Consider the following 21,705-nt stretch of genomic DNA (forward strand, 5'->3'; position numbering starts at 1 on the left):
CTCAGTCTAAAAACTCTGACAGGTTTTGTTAATTGACACTACTGTTGATCTCGCTGAATTCCTTCTGTTTTGGCTCGCCTCACTCTATCAGTCAAACAGTGCTGGAACTGTTGATTGTGTGGCTGGATTCATCCTTAAAAGCGACAAAGTTTCTGAAAACGGATTCTGCTGTTTGATCCCTGTTTTCAGGTCTGAATTCTCGCTCTTACTATTTAAAATTTCTGTCAATTGTCTGCCTGTTGCACTTAAGTTTGCATGATAAACTTTGAATGGAATCCGTTTCTTTTGAATTTAAGAGGATTGTTCATGCCGGGCATTGTGAATCGGCCAATTTTGAGAATGACTTCAGGAATGCTGCTGGTGCTGACACTGTCACTGACAGCCTGCACCGCCTTTGCGCCCAGTCAGCGTGCGTCCTGGAAGCTGACCGATCCACCACCGCTGGATCCTCAAAATCAGCCACTCAACAGTCCCCAGCCCGCAACACCCAATACCCAGTCACGAGAAACGCAACGCATCGGTCCGCAGCAGACGATTCCCCAGAAACAGGAACCGCCTGCACCACCCGACAACGATATGTTTGCAGTCCCCGAATCGATTGACCGCAATCAGCCGCCACAACCTTGTGATCTGCCTGAAGAAATACCGTCCCGTCCGCGGGTGGAGACGCCTCAGCCCCAGATGCGTTCTAAACCCGAAACGACTCCCCAGCGTCCCTCCGGACCGATGATGACTCCGCCGGCACAGGTGGGGCCGTTGGAAATGACGGTTGATGTCATCCCCAAACGCCAACTGGGCAGCGGCGCCACGTTCTACCTGATCGTGAAAAATACCAGTAACCAGTCCGTACGGAATGTGATTCTGGAGTGCGAGTTCGATTCCGCCCTGCTCTTTCCGGGTCGCAGAGAAAAGAAAATCGGGCAACGACTGGGAACGCTGCAGCCGGGTGAGTCCAAAGAAATCAATCTGACACTTTACAGCGACGCTCTGGGCAACCACTGCTGTCGCTTCCGCGCGATCGCTGAAGGCGAAGAACTGGTCTGGAAATCGGTCTGCGTCGAGTACGTCAAGAAGCAGCTGGAACTGTCTGTGATTGGTCCCTCGACGCGCACCATAGGCAGTCGCGCTGAGTACATCATCAAGCTCTCTAACGTCAACAATGTCGACCTTAAGAACGTTCTGGTGTCGGTCTCCTATGATGCGTCACTGATCCCGCGAGAGGCGTCCATCGGTTCCGAACGCGAAAGTGGCCAGTTGAAATGGCTGCTGGATACGATTCGTGTGGGAGAGGGCGTTCAACTGCAGGTCGAATTTGATTGTGAAGTCGCCGCGGAGTTTGCCTGCATGCGTGTGAATGTCAGCAGTCCGGAACTTCCCGACGAGCAGGCATCGGCGTGTCTGAAAGTGACTCCCACACAGGGAGTACTGGACGTGCACGTTCGCGACACCAAAGATCCGATCGCCCGTGGTGAGGAGACGACTTATGAAGTCAGCATCGAAAACCGTGGTCTGCAGCCGGCGCGGGGCATACAGCTGCAGGCGAAAATCCCCCGCATGTTCCGCGTAGTCTCAGTCGAAGCACACCAGGGAAACCAGAAGTTGAATCTGCGACCGGAAGTGAATCAGAATACGTTAAGCGTCTCCCCTGTGCAGGAACTGCCTGCGGATGCGTTCCTGCGGTATACGATTCAGGTCAAAGCCATCGGAAACGGCGATGGCGAATTCGAAGTGACAATTACCAGCGCCGATTCCGAACAGCTGGAAACGCGCGTCAGCGAAATCACAACCGTCAACCGCTGACCGACACTCAACGTTTTTGTGCGTGCTCCGGAAAATCATTCTGGTAGCGTTTCAGCAGTGCGTTCATGTCAGCCGGCACGATATAGATTTTGCCGTGAATCTTTTTGGTTTCTCCCGGCTGAAGTCCGCCGAGACGGAAATCAGCGTGGAGACAGCGAATCACTCCCTGGAACAGTTCCTGGTAAGGCTCGAAGGCGGTCGCGAAGATCCAGCGATCGTCGGCACTGTAGCAGCCGATCAAACCGTTGCTCGGGACTTCGCTGCTGAGAGGCCGCGGATTCACATCCGTGCGGGGTACATTCGCCGGACACCAGACCTGCCCCGGTATGTAACGGGCTGTCGTCGCCCAGTTGCGGGTCGGCATGAAGGCCGGCTTTCCATCGAGAAAGATAAACGACTTTCTGATGTAGGCATATTTGTCGTCTGTCTGCTCAGCCCCGAGTCCGGCGAAATCTCCGACACGGATACAGGGTTGAGCCCAATGCACTTCCGAACGCACCTGCGTCGGGTTGTGAGCCACGAGTTGAAAATCGACTTCGTCTGATTTCGCCGTGATCGTGTGCTCAACGGTAATGCCATCAGCGACCGTGCATTTCAGTTTGAGCACGGTCCGGTCATCGTTCAGATCGATCGTTTGAGTTTCGTGCTTGACGACCGTATGTTTTCCCCAGTCCGCATCCGTCGAACCGGCGCGACAATAGGCTTCCAGGTAATTAATCGGAATCGTGCCTCCCGGAATGTGGTCGCCGTGAATGTACAACATGTTCTTTTCACGGGAGAGCGTCAGGCGGGGCATCTGTTTGTCTGCGACCGTCTGTTGTGCGGCAGACTGTCGCGCGGCGGATGGTGCGAGCACCATCAGGACACATAATCCCAGCAGCAAAAGCGAATGAGCGAGCGACTTCATCACTTCCTCCGATTAGAAACCGTATTGATTGTCAGTTGTGAAAACTCTGGTCCTTATATGAAAAACAACCGGAATGTGACACACACGCCGGTTGTTTGAGTTTGTCGTTAATCAGTTCTCAGGAGACTTAGACGAATGGAGTCACACCCGGGTGAGCCACGGGAGGCTCGGGCAGTGACATGGCCATATCGTATTTCTCCGGCGAAAGGTCTTCTTTGGAGTTCATCGCCTGTTCCCAGGTGAGGGTCTTGCCGGTGTAGGCTGACATGCGGGCAATGATACCCATCATGGAGCTGTTAGCCATGTACTCACCGTTGTTAATGACTTCACCATTCCGCAGGGCTTTGTACATTTCGTTGTGTTCCAACTGATGCATGTTGGTACGTCGGCGGGCCCCTTTCCAGGGGTTCTTGCCTTCGATCTGGTATTTCATCAGTGTCGCGGTGCCTTCGGTTCCGGAAACGGTATCTACAAACATGGAGCTACAGCCCTGCTGATGCCGGGTAGAAGCCAGGAACTTGGTGCCGTTGGCGTATTCGTAAACCGTGCTGAAGTGGTCGTAGATGTGACCATACTCAGGTGCGGTCCGTGTCTGGCGACCGCCTGTGCTGTAGCATTTGACGGGATATTCGCCCATGACCCAGGATTGTTTATCCAGTTCATGCACGAACTGTTCGGTGTTGAAATCGCCGGACAGCCAGGTGTAGTAGTACCAGTTCCGCATCTGGTATTCCATGTCGGACCATTCGGGTTTGCGCTTGGCCATTTTGGCAACGCCGCCCAGGTAGCGGATGCTCTGCATGGAGATAATGTCTCCGATACCGCCATTATGAATTTTATCGACCATCTGCTGCATACCGGTTTCGTAACGCCAGCACAGACCGGAAACGATGGTCAGATTTTTCCGCTTGGCTTCCTTGGTAGTCTCGAGCACGGAACGGATACCGGGAGCATCGACGGCGACCGGTTTCTCACAGAAGACGTGTTTGCCGGCATCGATACAGGCTTTCAAGTGTTGCGGGCGGAAGTGGGGAGGTGTTGCCAGCAGCACCAGGTCCACACCGGAATCAATCAGTTTCTGGTAGGCGTCGAAACCGACGAACTTGTGTTCTGCATCAACTTTGACCCGATCCTGAACTTCGGTCTTCTTCAGGTTCTGATAGCTCTGTTCCAGTTGATCGCCGAATGCATCTGCAAGTGCCACAAGTTCCACATTGGGATCGGCACGCAGAGTCTGAGCCGCTGCCCCTGTTCCACGACCACCACAGCCGACGAGACCGACTTTAATCAGTTCGGTACTGGCCGCAAATGCGCCCGAGGTCAATGCGGGGTTCACAACCAGCCCGGTTGTCGCCAGCGTGGCCAGTGATTGTTTCATGAATGAGCGGCGTCCTTGAGAAGGCTGCTGTGGTGAGGCGTTTTCGGGCATCAGAAAGACCTTTCGTTCGATTTCAGCAATGATAGAGTAGTGGGACTCAGCAGACCGAGGTGCTATGAATCCGTAATCAGGCAGGAAGTATGAGGACAATCGTCGGCAACCGAAGCTACTTAACGATCTTTAATTATTATCAACTCAGCCTCAGGCAAGATCAAGAGCGCGATCCATGCGTTCGGAAATATCCTGTAATCTCTGGCGATCACCGCCTTTGACTTCCGCGGTGGCCCAGCCCTGTGTATAGCCGATATCCTTAAGCGCCTGACGGACTTCGGGCCAGTTACAGTCCCCCTCGGTGATTTCGACCTGAAAACCTTTCCAGAGCCCCTCATCCTTCTGTTTTGCGCGACTGTATTCTTTGATATCGAGTTTGACGATGCGCGGCCCCAGGATGCGAATCCACTGATCGGGCCAGCCGAAGCGGACTACGTTTCCGACATCGAAATACACGCCCGCCGCCGGGCTCTCCAGTTCATCAATGAAGCGGGCCATTTCCAGCGGACTGAGCAGGAAGTTATTCCACACATTTTCAACCAGCAGTTTAATGCCCTGCTTCTCTGCATAAGGTAGATGTTTCCTCAGCTTGGCCTGCTGCTGCTTGTAGACGACATCGTAGGGATTATCCTGGTCGACTCGTCCTGCGACCACCAGCACACTGGTGCCCCCGTAGTATTTGGCCTGATCGATCGAGTCCTTGAGTTCGTCCCGGCTGCTGTTCAGAAAGCCGTGGACCTGCACTCCCGTGGCGTCGATTGCTTTACGGACTTCTTTAGGATCGACCTTGGTACGGAAATGAATCTCAGTCCCGTCGAAACCCAGGTCCTTGAGCATTTTGAACTTGTCCATTACCGGAATTTTCTCGGTAATCATCTGATATTTGACTGCTTTTTTGATGCGGGCCTGTTTGTTGGAGGTCTTTTCTTCGCCAGCGAATCCGGCCAGCGGCTGCAAGACGGAACCGGCCAGCAGGGTGGCAGAGGTCTGCTGCAAAAAGGTTCTGCGTGTTGTTTCATTCGAGGGAACCACGTTCCCGGATTCTGATTGCGACATGCCTGCTCCTGTTCTCGCTCAAGTTGGATGATACATCAACCACGACTTATATCGAGCATACCCCGCTCAGCAAGGAGCCGCAAGATTGGGCTACTGTTCGGCAGTGGTACTCTGCGGCTGTGGCTGCCTGGTAACGGTGACTTGAACCGCTCCCTCATTATTGTGGAGTGAATCCCACGCATCATTTAAGCGGAAATAAAGCGTGCCGGTCGCCGGGACCATCCAGGTTGCTTGAGATCCCTGGGGATAGACCCGTAGCAGTGTCTGCATACGTGTGGGATCATTGTCCGGATCGGGGCGGATCATCATCAACAGTCGACCCAGTGGTTGTCCATTAAAATACTGAAACGTAATCCCGTCCGCTGTACTCTGCCAGGGTTTGGGTTTCTGCGCGAGTGAAAACATTCCGCTCGCAGACACCGCATACGTCTCCCCGCGGGTCACATGGACGCCACTCGACTGCCAGCCCCGATCGCTGGCGATTTCCTGTGTGACCGAAGCGTCTGTCGCGAGGTCCTTGCCTGGTTGAAACGTGATCATGGCCCGTTCGGAATCATAACCTGGCTGCAGATTGCGGACAAACAGCTGCCAGGCATCATTGGCGGCAATCAAATCGGGACCGATCATCGCTTTGATTTTCTCTGTGAACCCGGGGCCTTGCATGTGCCGCGCCAGTTTACGGAACTCAGCCTGGTACTGAGGATGCTTGTCAAAGAACTGACTCAGGGCCCACGACCAGGCATAGGATGCATTCGCATCGACAAAATCATCGGGCCCCAACTGCATCACTTCCAGCATCGTTCTGGGGGGCGCACTTTTTACGGCATCCTGGATTAATGAGATCCGTCCCAGACCGCCAAAATCGTTTTTATTATGAGGCATCACATTAAACTGAATTTTCCCATCCGCGTCGACATGGTGTGTCGCCATCGATTCCGCGATGCCTTCCAGGTACCAGACGGGCGCGCTGATGTCTTCCATGATCATGCTGTAACAGTGCGTGTATTCGTGCAGCATGAGATGCTTGAGATAGTATTCCTCGGTCTGCGCGTTCATCCAGAACTGAGCCCCCTGATGACGCCCGTTGATAATCTGGGCCAGCAACCCCGGAATCAAGTCTGCTTTCTCAAAGCGTTCCCGGTCCTGCATGATATACCCGGTGACTTGAAACTCAGTCCCTTCCCGATTGGGGGGTAACGGACCAAAATACTTTTGCAGTGCCGGATAAGCCTGTTCAAGTACAGCTGGTAGTTTTTTCGCCTGTTCCGGATCGATGTCCGTATAAAGTTTCAGATGCGGCGATTCATAACACTGGATACCCAATAGTTCCAGACGCTGATTGTTGTGCAGGGGACGTTGATCGCTGGGGCGATACACTTTCTGCTCAGCGTTTTGCATGGGTGATGTGGTCTGAGGTTCCCCAGATGCCTTGCCCGGGTCAGACTCCGTTTTTGTTTTCTCCCCTTTTACCTGAGGAGCCTGTGGTTGCTGCTGTGCTTCCGTGGGAGCCTCCGAGACAGCAGGTTCACTGGTGACGACGACCTCAGATTCTTCAGCGGCGCGCGGGGGTGTCGCGTCTGCACCACAGCCCGGGAGCAGCAGGCAGAGCCAGAGTAGAGAACTCGGATTCCATTCAAATCGCGACACAGGCATCTCAGAAAACTTTCAACCGATTTTCAGGACAATTCCTCGAGAGAATCGTGACGAGTCTAGAGCACTCCATCCATTGTGACCGATTTTGTCCCCGCCGTCGAGGAAGCATTCGTTTCGCTGTCCTGAGTTGATCCCCACGCATGATTATAGCAAAATGCGGTGTAGACGTCTGTTACGAAAATCAACCGGCTGGAATTCTTACGTCAGATTCCAGCAGATCGATAACCCAATCTCCCCGTTTTTCTCTGCGAGGAACTTCTTAATGAGCCCTTTCCGCTTTAGCCTGAACGCCAGTACGATCCGTACCACACCGCTGCTCGATAAAATCCGCGTCACTGCCGAAGCTGGATATGAGGGAATTGAACTCTGGTTTGATGAAGTCGAACAGTACCTGGCTGAGGGAGGGAAGCTGGAAACAATCTCGCAGGCTCTCAAAGATGGCGGACTGGCGGTGCCCACGATGATCATGTTACGCGACTGGTGGTCAGCGACAGAGGAAGAGTATCCGCGTGTATTTCAGACCTGCCTGGATCGCATCAAGCTGGCCTCTCAACTGGGGGCCGAATATGTGATTGCCTGCCCGCATCGCGATAAGAATCCGGACTACGAACTGGGTGCGAAACGATATCGCGAGTTGCTGGAAGCGGGCATCGAAGCCAGTGCGAAGCCAGCGGTTGAGTTTCTGGGCTTCGTAGCTGATGTCACCACCATTGAAGATGCATTGCGGATTGTCGAGAAATCAGGACATCCCGCAGCGACCCTCGTACTCGATCCGTTTCACGTATTCCGGGGAGGCGGATCCATGGAGACCATCGCACAACTCAAGCCCGAGCAGATCGCGATTTCCCATTTCAATGATGCCGTCGATACCCTGCCTCGCGAAACCCAGATGGATCCAGACCGCGTCCTCCCCGGTGACGGGCACCTGGACCTGGTGCATTACTGCCGCCTGCTGAAGCAGATTGGTTACGAGGGTTGGCTCTCACTGGAACTGTTCCGCGAAGATCTCTGGCAACAGGATCCGCTGCAGGTGGCGCAGGTGGGACTGGAACGCATGCAGATCGTAGCCGAGCACGCCTGATTCAATCCTGTTGACTCGCGGCGATAAATTCGGCCAGTGTCGAGAGATTCCGGACAAAGACCCGTGTATCGATAATGGGAACATTGTCGATATCGGCGCTGCGGATGTCTCCCTGGATGAGCCAGGCGCCGTCTTTGTTCAACGCGTTGACCACAGACTGTGCCCGCGCGGCCAGGGAGGGTGTTAAGCGCAGACGACGCTGCGGAAACTGCTGTGATTTGAGCTTTTCAGGGGATGCCTTCAGCAGCTTCTCGTAACGGCTTTCGAGCGAATCGACTTTGGAATCGATGATGAAACCATAGTGGGTCGGCAGATCGTTGTCTTTGTAGGTCAGATCATATTTCTTAGTGAAGTAGAGCGGTCGGTTGGTTTTCAGCTCATAAAAGCGAGCCAGCTTCCCCCCGGGCAGTTCTGACTTCTTCAGATAGGCCAGTGCTTTGGGAATCGGTGCCAGGTACTTTTTGTCGCCAGTATAAATGTAAATCTGCATCAGGGTTTTGATGATGCCCTGCGACTCGCCTCCGGTGACGGCCGGCGGTTCGAATTTGCGCGCCCAGGCCGGTTGCATCTGCTGATTGTACTGCTGTGCCCAGGCCGGCTGTGGTTCGGGCATCTGTGCCAGGAGGATAAAGTCTCCCGCCTTCAGTGCTGCTTCGCGATAGCGGTCGTCCTGGTAGACGTGATGCGCCAGGAACATCACATTGACCAGATCTTCAATGGTATTGTCGTTGAATGTGTAATAGTTGAGGTATTTCTGTTTGGGGAACGTACGCGACCAGCTTTCCGGATAGCTGGCTTTGAGCACGGGATAGTCTTGGGGATCGGGAAATTCATCGTAGCGCTGTGGCCAGCCTCCGTTGGGATACTGCGCTTTTAAAAAAGCGTCCAGAGCATACATCACGGCGCCATGCACGGCTTCATCTTTGAATTTCAGCTCCTGATCCAGCAGGATCAGAAAGTGGAGCGCGGATTGCGAGGTGTTGTCGTCGAAGGTCGTAGTGTTCCGAACCTTGGGACCACCTCCGTCAAAACGATACTGCATCTGGGCCCGGCGTTCGAAATCGATGTAATAGTTCCAGCCCCCGGATTTGAGTTGTCCTTTAATCAGGGCTTCGCCGGCGGCCCGCGCTGCATTCAGGAGATAGGCTTGACCGGTTTTCTGATATGCTTCGAGGTAAGCCGCTCCCACTGTGGGCGTTCCCGGAGGTTGCACCCAGACCATGGTATCGCGGGCACGGCCTTCGCCTTCCCGGTATTTCAGATCCCGACTGTAGTGCCAGAGATAGCCGCCCTCGGTCGAGACTTGAGTGGTGAAGTAGTCTGTCGCGCGACGCATTGCCTGCAGTGCTTCATCAACCGAGATATCGGCCTGCAGGGCGTTCTGTGCTCCCGCTCCCCAGACAAAGATGCAGATCAACAGCAGGCATTTTATTTGACGACACCAGGTGAGCACGGTCATGGGAGATCTTCCTTTTCTGCAGTATCAGGGAGGGACACGAAGCAGATTCATCCTACACAAAGCAGCAGGTCTGTGAAAGCAACCTTTTCTTAACCTTTTTCACTAAATCAGCCTCTCTGTTTTCTCGCGTAGACTGGGTTGCGTCGTGCCTCAATCTTTGTAATGCTCGTTAGCACTCACGATATACGCCTAAGATTTTCCCGGAGAAGCGCTTATGTTGGAAAACTACCCTTTTGTCATATTGGCGATCGGCATCGCCACTGTGATTGGCTTGATCATCTTTCTGAAAATCAACGCCTTTCTGGCGTTGATCACAGCAGCCATGGTCGTCAGCCTGCTGGGCCCCGCGTCTGCAGATGGGATCAACCGGATGAAACGAGTGGCGATCGCCTTTGGCGACTCGGTCTCGGGGATCGGGATCGTGATTGCGCTGGCTGCGATCATCGGTAAATGCATGATGGACAGTGGCGCCGCGGACAGGATAGTTCGTACGTTTCTCAAGGTGATGGGAGAAAAGAACGCCTCCTTTGCGCTGATGGGAAGTGGCTTCGTGCTGGCGGTGCCTGTCTTCTTTGATACCGTGTTCTATCTGCTGATTCCGCTGGCCCGTTCGCTGTATCGCAGTACTAAACGCAATTACCTGATGTATGTGATGGCAATTGCCGCCGGGGGCGCGATCACGCATACGCTGGTTCCCCCGACCCCCGGACCACTGGCGATGGCCGACAACCTGGGCGTCGACCTGGGCAAGATGATCTTCGTGGGCGCCCTGGTCGCCTTACCGGCTGCTTTTGTGGGGATCTTCTTCAGCATGTTCGCCAATAAAAAAATGGACATTCCCATGCGGGAAGTCGCCGAACATACTGAACCTGATCCGCTCAAAGAGGAAGAGCTCCCTTCCCTGATCGTTTCACTGTTACCGATTGTCCTGCCCGTTCTGATGATCACGGCCAACACCCTGGTCAACTCCCTGCTGGCCGGCGGCGTCGGTCCCCAGGCATTCCTGACCAGTGTCAGTCCTTTTACTTCGATTATCGGTGACGCCAACTTCGCCCTGCTGGTTGCGACAGCGATTTCGCTGATCATTCTCTTCCGACAACGGGACCTGACACTGCTCAAACTGGGAGCCACAGTTGAAGAAGCCCTGATGAGTGGGGGCGTGATTATTCTGATCACAGCCGGGGGCGGTGCCTTCGGAAAGATGCTGACCGTCGCCCAGATTGGTCCGGCGATTCAGGGCATGTTCAGCACCGAAGAAACGCAAGTAGCCGGCATGAGCTTTCTGATTCTCGGTTTCGGCATCGCAGCACTGCTTAAAATTGCACAGGGTTCCAGTACCGTAGCGATGATTACGACCTCCGCCATGCTGGCGACGATGAACGTCAATTCCGAAATACTGGGCTTCGATCCGGTTTACCTGGCGACGGCCATCGGTGCAGGTTCGCTGATCGGCTCCTGGATGAACGACAGTGGCTTCTGGATTTTCTGTAAGATGAGCGGTCTTACAGAAGAAGAGGCACTCAAATCATGGACACCTTTATTGCTCGTGCTGGGATGCACCAGTCTGGCATCGACGATCCTGCTGTCAATTGTCTGGCCGATGAGCTGATTTTTGAAACATGTTCGGTCTGCTTTACTCTGCCTGGAGTACCTCGTATGCTGAAAGCAGTATTGATCAGACAGAACCGCGACTGCTTTCGACAGGATCTTCGGTATGAGCCAGCTGTTTCCCGACTGCCAGATTGTCCCGCTCCCTGATTTTCAGTTCGCGTTTCAGATCAAAGGGAAGGAGCGGCTCAGGTGGCATCACTCTCCTGAATATTCGCGTCCCTTCTTTTATCCGCTTACAGGGCCGGCGGGAGTTCCGTTAACACGGATCGGACACCCGGGGGCGCCGAACCATGACCACCACCGTTCGGTCTGGTTCGCTCATCACCAGGTGCTGGGGATTAACTTCTGGGCGGAGAACACGGGAGCGACCATCCGGCAGAAGCGCTGGATCAGTATCGATGAGACCGACGCAGAAGCGATCCTGGCGGTCGAACTGGACTGGAATGATGGTCACAATCCGGCCCCCCTGCTGAGGCAGGAATTGATCGCCGCCGTCAGGGCAAATGAGGCAGACGAGCTGTTCCTGGAACTGCAGACGACGTTTCATCCCACGGCAGCAACTCTTGAATTTCAGAAAACCAATTTTGGCTTTCTGGCGGTGCGGGTGGCGCGTTCGATTTCGAGCTACTTCGGAGCCGGGACGATCACCAGTAGTACCGGACAGGTCGGGGAAAAGAATATCTTTGGCAAACCAGCGAACTGGATGGACTATTCCGGCCCGGTGACTCCCGAGGTCACAGAGGGAATCACTTATTTCTTCCATCCTGATAATCCGGTGGCAGGCACGGAGAGGCCGGTCTGCTGGCATGTCCGCGAGGATGGCTGGATGGGAGCTGCGCCCTGCATGCACGGGCCACTGGAAACGACGCGTCAGTCTCCGTTGACCTTTCGCTTTCTGCTGCACGCCCATGCGAATCAGTTGCACGCTGATCAGGCGGAACGAATCTACCAGGCTTTTGCTGCCAGTCCGGGCTACCAGATTCGGAAGCCCGAGAAACGTCACACGACAGCGACAGTCGTTCGCAAATCCTGATTACCAGATCAGTTCGATACCGGCGGTGATACCATCTGCAGAGAACTTGCTGTTGTCATCGCGAACCCGGGTACCGACGGCGGGGTTAGCTGCGGTACGATCTTCATTGTAGTCAATGATATTGAAGGCTCGTGAGATCTGGCCGACGAACAGGTAGTCATAGCCGACGAAGCAACGGAAGTGCTCATTCACATTCACTTTGGCGTACAAAGAAATCTGGAATGTAGGTGAGAACTCGTTGTTTTTATCGACGGTGACAATCCGGGGATCCGAAGGCTGGAACAGCTGTTCGGTCGCGACCTGGTTGGTATTCCGGTTGAAACCAAAGGTGAATTTGGGCTCAGCTCCGATGGAGAAGCGGCTATGCTTGAATTCGGTACGGGCACCAATGCTGGGACCAAAGACCCGGTTCTCGGTTTTGGAGTAGATCGTCGTTGTCCGGGGCAGACCAATGCCGCCGCCGGAATCGATTCCCACCTGATTCATGGTTTCCTGTAAATCGATGAAGCGGAAACCGAACATCGGCTGCAGACGGAAACCATCGCCGGGCAGGTGCGGATCCATGAAATAGTTGATTCCGGTACCGGCCATCTGGGTATCCAGATTGATGGTATAGCTGGTGTCATACACGTTGGTGTTGGAAGCGGGCGCTCCGTTAATTTTGAAGTTCGTCACAACGACGAGGTCATCGTCGGGGACGGAGTTCAACTGCGTGGCAAAAACGCTGTCGGTGGGACGAATCGATTTATTTTTGAAGATGCCCCAGACATTCCACTCCAGGCTACCTTCCGGCAGAGCGAATTCCAGTGCGGCCCGCATACCGTTGGTATCCATGGACTGATCGTTGTAATCCAGTTCAACCCCATCGCCACGGGCAATTCCAGTCGACCGGTCAAACACAGAATTGGGCTGAGTCGAATCGGTTACTCCCAGGATGGGAGTTCCCAGCAGCACGTCATCCGGCCCTTTTAAGGACCAGTGCAGATATTCCAGTTTGAGCTTGGAAGACTTAAACATATTTCCGATCTGTTTATCGATCGGAGAGTCATAAGTCCATCCGCGATCTACCGGCAACTGTCGGACGAGCGAGCGGGAATAAGTATGCATGCCGGAGAACAGACCGGGATCATTCATGTATTCCTCACCGGACATGTCCGCATCACCGTGCATGACATATTCTACGGTGTCTTTATCGCCGGCGACGACCGAACGAGTTGCCAGGGGCAAGCCGGTCGAGCACAGCAGCACCAGTAGTGCACTCAGTCTGAATGGAGTAATCATCATTACTTTCCAGGATGTGCGACTCATCGATTAAAACCTTGAAATATTGGATCAAAACACAATAGAGTGTCAGTTAAAACGAGACTTCAGTCAGGATCAGGGTAACAGGAAGTTATTCAAGCTGATTTGACCATCAAATGTACCCCCACCAGGATTGAACAGGATGAAGGTTCCGTTGTTGCCTACCGAGGTGACATTCACGACGTTGTTGATTCCCGTCCCCAGCTGCAGCGGACCATTCGTCATGGCGTTGAAGCTGACTGCCGATTCGACTTCGAAGATATCTCCATCAAAGATGCTCAGGGTATTCGCATCAATCACAACCGAAGAGCTGGTCGCATCGATCAGGTCAAAGTAGATCGCATCGCTTCCAATCCCGGACATATTGATAATGTTGTTATTGATCTGCACATTGGAGTTGGCTGCCAGATCGAGGAACCGCAGACCGAACGAATCAGCTCCTGCCATCACGATTCCCTGATCGTTGTTGTTCTGAATCAGGATATTCGAAGGACCTTCAGTCTGAACCTGAATACCTTCACTGTTTGTCCCCGCAATGGTGAAGTTGTTCTGTCCGACCACCTGCAGGGTCATCAGGTCAGCCAGATCGCTACTGGTGGCATCGATGTCGATACCCTGGTTGTTCGTAGCACCGGTACCCACAAAGTTGTTGGCGTTAGCCACAAGCACGTTCATGGGGCCTTCCCAGATCACAGCCAGACCAGCCGTATTGGAGACACTGGTTGTGATATCGTTGCCTTCCAGTGAGACATTCAACAGAGAGTCATCCAGCAGTCCGCCAGACTCGATGCGGATCGCATCGGCACTGTCGTCCGTAATGGTATTGTTCTGCAGGATCAGCGTGAAGCTGTCGTCATTGGTGTCATCCAGTTCGATATTCGCGAGGTATTGGAGTGAATGCTCATCAGCGGCGGTACCGTTATCCAACAGTTCCGAATCGATCATCTGGAATGTACGACCGTTGATAATCCGGATACCGTCTCCGGCCGAGTCTTCAACACGAACGCGTGTCAGGTTCAGACGGGGACCGTCGGCAACCGTAGTTTCGTGCCATTCGATACCGGATGTTGTCGGAATCTGAATTTCCAGACCGTCGATGTTCACCCGGTCAATATCTTCCATCCAGACACCGTGTCTGGCAGCAGTAATCGTACCACCGGAATCGATGGTGGCTCCATCACCGGCGATCGAGAACAAACCGGGAGTACGCACCAGGCGAATACCGGCACTGTTCAGATAGAAGGCGTTATCTCCGGCAGTGGAGATCCCGTTCAGGTCGGGACCTGAAGTCGGACCAGCTGTAACCGAGGTCAGGTTCATGGAGAGGCTGGTATCTTCGATGTCGATTGCAGCCGCATCTGTCACAGTGATGATACCACCCGATGAACTGATTGTTCCGGCGTTATTATTGGCGATGAATGCCAGGTTGTCTGTAGCGGTGATATTCAGGTCACCAAAGTTCACATTACCCGGGTTGTCCTGAACATAGACACCAACCGCAGGTACGATTGGCGGTGGAGCCGTGTAGGCGGCACTGTTCGCGGTTACGTTCAGAGAACCGAAGCTGACAATAGGTGTGTTGTTCAATATATGGACGACAGGCACTGTGGCACCGGTCGTTCCGGTGATTGTCGCATTGTTGAATGAAACCTGTCCCGCGGTGCCACCCTGTCCTGCATTATTGATTAACAGTACTGAATTCGTCGTACTGTTATTAGACAGAACAGCGTTACCAAATCGAAGGACGGGGCTGTCGTCCAGGACGATGATCGCTTCATTGGCAGTCCCGGTGACAGTTGTTGTGCCTGTCACACTGAAGACCCCTGTGTTGCCACCGCTATTGAACGAGATACCTTCGCCGTTACTTCCGGTGATTCCCAGGCTTCCACCGAAGGAGATGTTTCCGGATGTATTGTTTACGTCAATACCATGATCGGTTACCGCAGAGGCCCCGTTGGTCATGGTAGTATTTCCGACCACGGACATGTTACCAGACAGGTTTTCAACCAGGATACCGGCACCAGCCCGGTTCAGGATGTTGATGTCCTGCATCTGGAACACACCCTGGTAATCTTCGACAAAGATACTGGGGCCGGTTGCACCATCAATAATGGTTGCCGCCTGGGCTGTATTTCTGAAGGTAACAACTGCATTTGCAGTTCCACCGGTTACATAAATACCATCGTTGACTGTAGTGGGAACATAGGCCCCGCTTTTGGTAATGGTCACGTTATCCAAAACGGCACCACCACCAATGTTGTTGATCAAGATACCCTGGCCATCGGTGTCTTCGATTGAAGAATCCGTCATGTTGACTGAACCGCCGGTGGTATTCTGGACCAGAACTGCACGACCATCTCCGGTATTGGTAATGGTACCTGTGCTGTAGCGAAGCAGCGGATCTCCACCGTCCACTACGAAAGCGTTTCCAGCAGAGTTAGTTACATTAGTTGAAGTGAAGGCCAGGCTGCCGGTAGTACTGCTCAGGAAGATTCCCTCACCGGCTGCATTATTCACGTCGTTGAAATTAGCAATTGTTTCGGAGACACCAATTCCCACCATACCGCGTCCGGTGGGATTATTGAGAATAAACCCGGAGAATTCACTGTCAGACGCGAGGATGGCACCATCGCCGACGGTGTCGTTAAAGGTAGGCCGTACGAGGCTGTTCGGTCGCAGCGGGTCGCCATAGGAGGGCGAGTTGGGCAGCAGCTTCGAACCGAAGCCCTGTATATTGAAGTAATGGTTTACACTCTGCCCTTCACCCAGGATTCGGTCTCCCGAGACGAGTGAGATTGGTGGTCCATTGTTGAACTCACTACCTGCGTGGGTGAAGATGATGTCGCGATCAGGACCAGCCTGGGCATCGGCAATGGTCTGGTAAGGATCCAGTACCGCACCGGTACCGCCCGGTCCGGCAAGTGAATCGACGTGTGACACCGTCCAGGGTGTTCCCGTTGCCGGGTTGATGGCAGTCAGACCGGAGTCGACCACATCACGCTGTTCGATGACCACGTTGTAATTTCTGCGAACCCGCTCGGCCATGCGGTACATCTGAGTGGATTTTTCCATCTTGTTCCACTCGGGCTTGCCGGCAAAGGTCCAGGTGATATTGAAGAACACATTTGTTTTGAATGTGTCGTCGTTGGTGACCGACAATTCTGCCAGAACGTTAGGCAATGGTTCGGCCTGTAAACGACCACGCCAGCCCCAGACCTGCGGGCTGCCACTTGCCTGGAAATTGTAAGTACCGGCATAAACGCGGGTTTCAAATTTCTGGGCCAGTTCTCCCCAGACCGGGACACCGATTTCCGTATCGAAGCCACGCATGGCGGTTCCGATGGTACGAGTCTGGTCATAGAGGATGTTGAATCCGGAGTACCGCTGACTGCCGTTATTAAACTGCAGATCGAGTTGTTGCTGACGGTTGCCGAAGGGAATGTAAAAGTTGGCATTGGCATCCCAGTAGCGACCCATTGTTTCGACGTTCAGGGCTGCCTGCTGGAAAACTTTATTGGTCGAGTCATCACGATCGTAGTAGAAACCGAAACCAAAGATCCGGTCAGTGTCGTAGTTGTAGAAGCGATAAGCGATACCGCCGGTTCCCCCGAGATTGCCCCGGTTGGTCCGGAACAGTCTGAAGTTACCGAACAGCATTCCGGCGTCATCCGGGTTCTTGGTGTGGGTAAACAGGTACGGCATTGCTTCCAGGTGCGTGATTGATTCATTTAGACCAATGGTCTTGCCTGCCTGGTGACCGACGCGGAACAGAGCCCCCATCCCGTTCCCGGGAACGACCGAGGGGATTCCATCAAAGGTATCATCGACTTCACTTCCGTCTGCAATGATTGTTGTGAAATCACCTTCTTCATCTGCCAGTACTGTTCCCGACATGGCGGAGATTGCCAGCACGATAGCGCCCGCAATCAGGCGGAATGCAATTTTCATAAATCGTCCAGAATAGCTTGATGTCGACACAGGCATCTGTTTTACCTCGGCAAAGCACGCAGAGTGCAATTTGGCGTTTTTGTCCCGCTGTGTTGTATTTTGATCTGTCATGAAATTTTCTGGTTCTATGACAATTTTTTCAGGAAAACCCATGAGATTTATCTCAACAAGAAATCATCTGAATTCGGGAATGAGCCAGGGGAGCAGGCTCCTCAGACTCAATTGGTCAAGTCGTATCTACGCTACGTATCTGCACTCAATGACAGACGAAGTCTCCCCGGCAAGCAGACTGCTGCCGAATGGTGACACCTGTTATTGAACGTGATTAAATTTTATTGTGAATCAGGGAGGGTTCAGCCCGACCAGTCAGTAATCATCGAGAGAGAGTTGTGATCATTACGGATTCTCCGAAGAGAAACTGGTCCGACTTATATAGGATTTGTTGTAACGGGCCCCGGAAAAATCAGGTTTTTACCGGAAACATGTTACTGGTATTTGATAAGTATTCAGGTTGTTTTTAATGTGAAATGGTACTCGCAAGAATCCAGAGTCAGCCTTGAGGACAAGTTTGCTCTGTTTTGAACTGCTGATCAGCCAGAACTGGCTAGACCGTATACAGTCCAGAGAGAGAATGATTCTTTGAGTATAAGAGATGTTGGGCGGGAACATATTCCAAATTCAAAATCGACGAAAGGCGAATTTGACCTTTCCCCTCAGAATTTTTTGACAATTTTCAAAATAGTCTCGCTCAAAGAATACCCCGCCCCCGCCTTCTGTATTGAAAAATCACGATCGGTTTCATGAACCAGCAACCCTATTTAGTGCATCTTGCCTTGCGACTGGCAGCAGGCCTGGAACAATACTCTGCCTCCGATCTGAAGAAGCATCGCAGCTTCATTTGTTCCCAGCAGCAGCCCGATGGTGGTTTTTCCGGGAGAGAGGGAGGCTCAGACCTTTATTACACGGGATTTGCCGTTCGCAGTCTCGGAATTCTGGGAGGTCTGGAGCCGGCAGAAACGGAATCCCTCTGCGGTTATCTGAAGAGCTTTTCGCTGGAAACTCTTACCACAATTGATCTTTTGAGCTGGTTGTACTGCGCGTTAATCGTCCAGGCTTCCGGAGGCCCCGATCTGCTGGCTGAGGTGCCTGAAAACTGGAACACCCGGATTGCGGAACGGCTCGAAACGCTCCGGACTGAAGATGGCGGCTATGCGAAATCGGACCAGGGCGCACTGGGAAGCACCTATCACAGCTTCCTGATCGTGTTGATCTATCAGTTGATCGGTGTGGATGTTCCGTCGCCGAACCGGCTGATTCAGTTCCTGTTTGACATGCAGCGGGATGATGGCGGCTTCGTCGAAATTGCTCCCATGAAACGCAGCGGTACCAATCCGACCGCGGCTGCCGTTGCTACTCTGATCATCCTGGAAGCGATGGATGACGAGTTGAAAGCAGATGTGCGGGACTTTCTGAACCAGGTCAAAAGTTCTGAGGGAGGCTTTCAGGCCAATACCCGCATTCCGTTTGCGGATGGTCTCTCAACCTTTACCGGATTACTGACTGCGCAGGACCTGGGATTCAACGAGATCATGGATCTGGAACAGGTCCGGAAATTCATGCAGGAATGGCTTGAGTTTCCGACCGGTGGGTTTCGCGGTGCCAGCTGGGACGAACAGGCCGATGTGGAATATACGTTTTATGGCCTGGGAGTGCTCGCGTTACTCGGACAGGCGGCCCAATAAACCAGAACGAGAACACGCACCTGTGTCCTGCGTGATCCAATCGTCTTCCCTGCGCCTTACTCCAGGGTGTCATCCATATAGAGCAGACGTCCGCAGGACTTACAGAACACCAGCCGACCGGAATTCAGCTCGACCCGCAGCTGAGGCTCGATCATGACATTACAGGCAGAACAGAACTTGCCTGCCACATTTGCCAATGCACCTGCACCGTGAGAGCGAGTCAGACGGGAAAACTGAACTTTGAGATCAGCGGGGATAATCTGCTCGGCATCGGTGATCGCTGCCTGGCATTCCTTGATTTCTTCATCGAGCGATGCTTTGGCAGATTCAAAGTCCTGTTCGACTTTTTTGGCATCAGCGTAAGCAGTTTTGATTTTCGCTTCCCAGTCTTTCGCTTCCTGATCTTTCGCGTCGATTTTATCCATCAGTTCGAGGATTTCATCTTCCAGTACGCTGTTTGCCATCTGGTCAGCGGCGATCTGCCCTTTAATAATGTCAAACTCTTTGTTGGAAGAGGCCGTATTGAGTTTTCCCTTCAGATCCAGAATTTTGGCTTCATTCGACTGTAAGTCGAGATTCTTCTGCTGGACCTGTTTCTTTAACTGGGTAATCTGCTCCTGGACGGTTTTGAGGTGCTCTTCCTGCTTTTGTGCAAACTGTTCTTTCAGCTTGATGCGTTTGGGGCCTTGTTCCAATTTCAGGTTCACATCATGCATTCTCAGATAGAGATGATGTAAGGCTTTCAAACTGGCAGCAGTTGTTGACATGTTAAAGAACTCCGGAATCGCTTTGAAAAGTCGCCTCAGGCTCTGGAAACCATCAGGCTCGATGCGTTTAGTTTGTTATAAAGTTTTCGACAGCAAATAGCCAGACATACGGCAGAAAACTGTCAGATCTTCGCTTTCCCTGCTGCAAAGAGCATTGCTTTCGAGCAAATCGTGCCCTGCAGCAAAAAAAAAAACGCCGATCAAAACTGATCGGCGTTGTGAATTCAGATACTGGCTGAGGCCGTTGTATCCGCGGATTCCTCCTCGGACTCCGTCTGGCCCCAGTCGGGGACCAGACCTTCAATAAAGCCCTGCAGCTGTTTGCTGCGAACCGGATGTTGCAGCTTGCGTACCGCCTTGGCTTCGATCTGGCGGACACGTTCGCGGGTCACTTTGAAGATCCGACCGACTTCTTCCAGCGTGTAGGTGTATCCGTCTCCCAGACCAAACCGCAGTTTGATGATCTCCCGCTCACGATAAGTGAGGGTCTTCAGGACATGATCAATCTTGTCCTTGAGCATTTCCTGGCTGGCGGTGTTGACCGGGCTGTCCGAATCGGAGTCTTCAATGAAGTCACCGAAGTAGCTGTCTTCGCTCTCGCCGACGGGACGGTCCAGACTGATCGGATGTCGCGAAATCTTGAGTACGCGGCGGGTCTCTTCCAGGCTGATGCCGGCGACTTCTGCCGTTTCTTCCAGGGTGGGCTCACGTCCATTTTCCTGCAGCAGCTGTTTGCTGACTTTACGCAGTTTGGACATGGTTTCGATCATGTGCACAGGAATACGAATGGTTCGTGCCTGGTCTGCAATCGCCCGGGTAATGGCCTGACGAATCCACCAGGTGGCGTATGTCGAGAATTTATAACCGCGACGATATTCGTATTTGTCGACCGCACGCATGAGGCCGGTATTGCCTTCCTGAATCAGGTCCAGGAAGCTCAGGCCACGGTTGCGGTATTTCTTGGCGATTGAAACCACCAGACGCAGGTTACCGCCGGACAGTTCACGCATCGCGGTTTCGTAATCGAGGTACCGCTGCTTGACCGCTTTGATGCGTTCCCGCAGGGTTTCCGGTGTTTCCATTGTCATCATGACCAGATCCTGCAGTTCCCGTTCGAGGTTTGCACGATCGTCTTTGGAGTTCTTGACGCGGAGATCATCGAGATCCCGGATCTGATCTTCCAGTTCGGTCATTCGCTGTGAAATCTGTTCGAGACGCTTCATGCCGATCTGCAGACGTTGCGTCCGCAGGCTGAGTTCTTCGATCAGAGTTGCCATTTTCCGGCGGCGTTTCATCAGCGTCGCATACGCTTCACGCCGCTGAGTCTTGGTCATTTCCGGATCGATGAACCGCTGGAAGTCAGCATTGTTCTTACTGCTGAGGTATTCCAGGGTTTTCAGGTTGTGAGGCATCCGCCCCAGGATCTGATTCTTTTCCAGACCTTCGGTAACAGACACTTTAATCGTCCGGTCGAACGGCAGCTCGGTTTTGTGAACCTTGTCCAGAATGTCGATGGCCTGCCGCATGGCGTAGTCGCTGCTGAGCAGCTCGCGGCGGAAGCGACGACGGGTGATTTCGATTTTCTTCGCCAGGCGAATTTCTTCGTCCCGGGTCAGCAGCGGAATTTCACCCATCTGTGTGAGGTACATCCGAACCGGATCATCGATTTTCCGGGAGAGGTCATCGGAACGGGTCCGTCCCTTCGGCTTCTCCGGCTGGAGCACCGTGATGACCTGATCGGGAATAATGTCTAAGTCGATTTCCTCAATGGTCAGCAGGAGGTTATCCAGCTTCTCAGGATTCAGCGCTTCATCGGGCAGATAAGCGCTGACCTGATCATAAGTCAGATAACCCTGCTTTATTCCATTTTCAATCAGTTCATTCAATCGGGCGTCGAGTCGGTGCACGTTGCTTCTC

At 53.1% G+C, this 21,705-nt stretch carries 14 protein-coding genes; 5 read left to right on the forward strand and 9 right to left on the reverse strand.

Going from position 1 to position 21,705, the window contains the following annotated elements; all coding sequences use genetic code 11:
• Positions 1-360: 360 nt before the first annotated feature.
• Positions 361-1,800, forward strand: a complete 1,440-nt coding sequence (locus HG66A1_RS22825) for a DUF11 domain-containing protein (protein ID WP_145189509.1) — start codon at positions 361-363, stop codon at positions 1,798-1,800.
• Positions 1,801-1,807: 7 nt separating this feature from the next.
• Here HG66A1_RS22825 and HG66A1_RS22830 read toward each other — a convergent pair whose 3' ends face one another.
• The 4 genes from HG66A1_RS22830 to HG66A1_RS22845 all read right to left on the reverse strand — a co-directional run bounded on the left by HG66A1_RS22830 (position 1,808) and on the right by HG66A1_RS22845 (position 6,845).
• Positions 1,808-2,707, reverse strand: a complete 900-nt coding sequence (locus HG66A1_RS22830) for a hypothetical protein (RefSeq protein WP_145189512.1) — start codon at positions 2,705-2,707, stop codon at positions 1,808-1,810.
• Between the two features lie 127 nt (positions 2,708-2,834).
• Positions 2,835-4,085: a Gfo/Idh/MocA family protein gene (locus tag HG66A1_RS22835; RefSeq protein ID WP_232106650.1), complete on the reverse strand. Its 1,251-nt coding sequence runs from the start codon at positions 4,083-4,085 to the stop codon at positions 2,835-2,837.
• Between the two features lie 201 nt (positions 4,086-4,286).
• Entirely contained in the window at positions 4,287-5,192 is a 906-nt protein-coding gene (locus HG66A1_RS22840; RefSeq protein WP_145189518.1) for a sugar phosphate isomerase/epimerase family protein, read from the reverse strand.
• Between the two features lie 90 nt (positions 5,193-5,282).
• Entirely contained in the window at positions 5,283-6,845 is a 1,563-nt protein-coding gene (locus HG66A1_RS22845) for a hypothetical protein (RefSeq protein ID WP_145189521.1), read from the reverse strand.
• 262 nt (positions 6,846-7,107) lie between these two features.
• Between HG66A1_RS22845 and HG66A1_RS22850 the strand changes: the two genes are divergently transcribed.
• Entirely contained in the window at positions 7,108-7,926 is an 819-nt protein-coding gene (locus tag HG66A1_RS22850; protein WP_145189526.1) for a sugar phosphate isomerase/epimerase family protein, read from the forward strand.
• A gap of 1 nt (position 7,927) precedes the next feature.
• On the opposite strand, the gene HG66A1_RS22855 is transcribed toward HG66A1_RS22850, so the two are convergent.
• Complete coding sequence (locus HG66A1_RS22855; RefSeq protein WP_145189529.1) at positions 7,928-9,385, reverse strand: pectate lyase; 1,458 nt, start codon at positions 9,383-9,385, stop codon at positions 7,928-7,930.
• Between the two features lie 214 nt (positions 9,386-9,599).
• On the opposite strand from HG66A1_RS22855, the gene HG66A1_RS22860 reads away from it, so the two are divergent.
• Positions 9,600-10,994 carry a GntP family permease gene (locus tag HG66A1_RS22860; protein ID WP_145189532.1) on the forward strand — a complete coding sequence of 465 codons (1,395 nt, stop codon included), beginning with the start codon at positions 9,600-9,602 and terminating at the stop codon, positions 10,992-10,994.
• Between the two features lie 105 nt (positions 10,995-11,099).
• Positions 11,100-12,029, forward strand: coding sequence for a PmoA family protein (locus HG66A1_RS22865; RefSeq protein WP_145189535.1), 930 nt, complete (start codon positions 11,100-11,102; stop codon positions 12,027-12,029).
• Here HG66A1_RS22865 and HG66A1_RS22870 read toward each other — a convergent pair whose 3' ends face one another.
• Positions 12,030-13,337 (reverse strand): BBP7 family outer membrane beta-barrel protein, encoded by a 1,308-nt coding sequence (locus tag HG66A1_RS22870; protein ID WP_145189538.1) that lies wholly within the window; start codon positions 13,335-13,337, stop codon positions 12,030-12,032.
• A 69-nt stretch (positions 13,338-13,406) separates the two neighbouring features.
• On the reverse strand, positions 13,407-17,279 hold the full coding sequence (locus HG66A1_RS22875; RefSeq protein WP_145189541.1) for a beta strand repeat-containing protein: 3,873 nt from the start codon (positions 17,277-17,279) through the stop codon (positions 13,407-13,409).
• Between the two features lie 800 nt (positions 17,280-18,079).
• Between HG66A1_RS22875 and HG66A1_RS22880 the strand changes: the two genes are divergently transcribed.
• Entirely contained in the window at positions 18,080-19,021 is a 942-nt protein-coding gene (locus tag HG66A1_RS22880) for a prenyltransferase/squalene oxidase repeat-containing protein (RefSeq protein WP_145189544.1), read from the forward strand.
• A 56-nt stretch (positions 19,022-19,077) separates the two neighbouring features.
• On the opposite strand, the gene HG66A1_RS22885 is transcribed toward HG66A1_RS22880, so the two are convergent.
• Both HG66A1_RS22885 and rpoD read right to left on the reverse strand, forming a co-directional pair.
• A complete protein-coding gene (locus tag HG66A1_RS22885; RefSeq protein ID WP_145189547.1) occupies positions 19,078-19,788 on the reverse strand; it encodes a zinc ribbon domain-containing protein in 711 nt (236 codons plus the stop codon).
• 224 nt (positions 19,789-20,012) lie between these two features.
• Positions 20,013-21,695: an RNA polymerase sigma factor RpoD gene (rpoD, locus tag HG66A1_RS32675; protein WP_145189550.1), complete on the reverse strand. Its 1,683-nt coding sequence runs from the start codon at positions 21,693-21,695 to the stop codon at positions 20,013-20,015.
• Positions 21,696-21,705 lie beyond the last annotated feature (10 nt).

The sequence above is a fragment of the Gimesia chilikensis genome, from assembly GCF_007744075.1.
GTDB classification, from domain to species: Bacteria; Planctomycetota; Planctomycetia; order Planctomycetales; family Planctomycetaceae; genus Gimesia; species Gimesia chilikensis_A.

Bases quoted from the DNA above. Each gene is read 5' to 3' on its own strand.
- HG66A1_RS22860 (WP_145189532.1), top strand. From the start codon at position 9,600: ATGTTGGAAAACTACCCTTTTGTCATATTGGCGATCGGCATCGCCACT.
- HG66A1_RS22830 (WP_145189512.1), bottom strand. From the start codon at position 2,707: ATGAAGTCGCTCGCTCATTCGCTTTTGCTGCTGGGATTATGTGTCCTG.
- HG66A1_RS22880 (WP_145189544.1), top strand. From the start codon at position 18,080: ATGAACCAGCAACCCTATTTAGTGCATCTTGCCTTGCGACTGGCAGCA.
- HG66A1_RS22885 (WP_145189547.1), bottom strand. From the start codon at position 19,788: ATGTCAACAACTGCTGCCAGTTTGAAAGCCTTACATCATCTCTATCTG.
- HG66A1_RS22870 (WP_145189538.1), bottom strand. From the start codon at position 13,337: ATGAGTCGCACATCCTGGAAAGTAATGATGATTACTCCATTCAGACTG.
- HG66A1_RS22835 (WP_232106650.1), bottom strand. From the start codon at position 4,085: ATGAAACAATCACTGGCCACGCTGGCGACAACCGGGCTGGTTGTGAAC.
- HG66A1_RS22875 (WP_145189541.1), bottom strand. From the start codon at position 17,279: ATGAAAATTGCATTCCGCCTGATTGCGGGCGCTATCGTGCTGGCAATC.
- HG66A1_RS22865 (WP_145189535.1), top strand. From the start codon at position 11,100: ATGAGCCAGCTGTTTCCCGACTGCCAGATTGTCCCGCTCCCTGATTTT.
- HG66A1_RS22850 (WP_145189526.1), top strand. From the start codon at position 7,108: ATGAGCCCTTTCCGCTTTAGCCTGAACGCCAGTACGATCCGTACCACA.
- HG66A1_RS22840 (WP_145189518.1), bottom strand. From the start codon at position 5,192: ATGTCGCAATCAGAATCCGGGAACGTGGTTCCCTCGAATGAAACAACA.
- HG66A1_RS22845 (WP_145189521.1), bottom strand. From the start codon at position 6,845: ATGCCTGTGTCGCGATTTGAATGGAATCCGAGTTCTCTACTCTGGCTC.
- HG66A1_RS22855 (WP_145189529.1), bottom strand. From the start codon at position 9,385: ATGACCGTGCTCACCTGGTGTCGTCAAATAAAATGCCTGCTGTTGATC.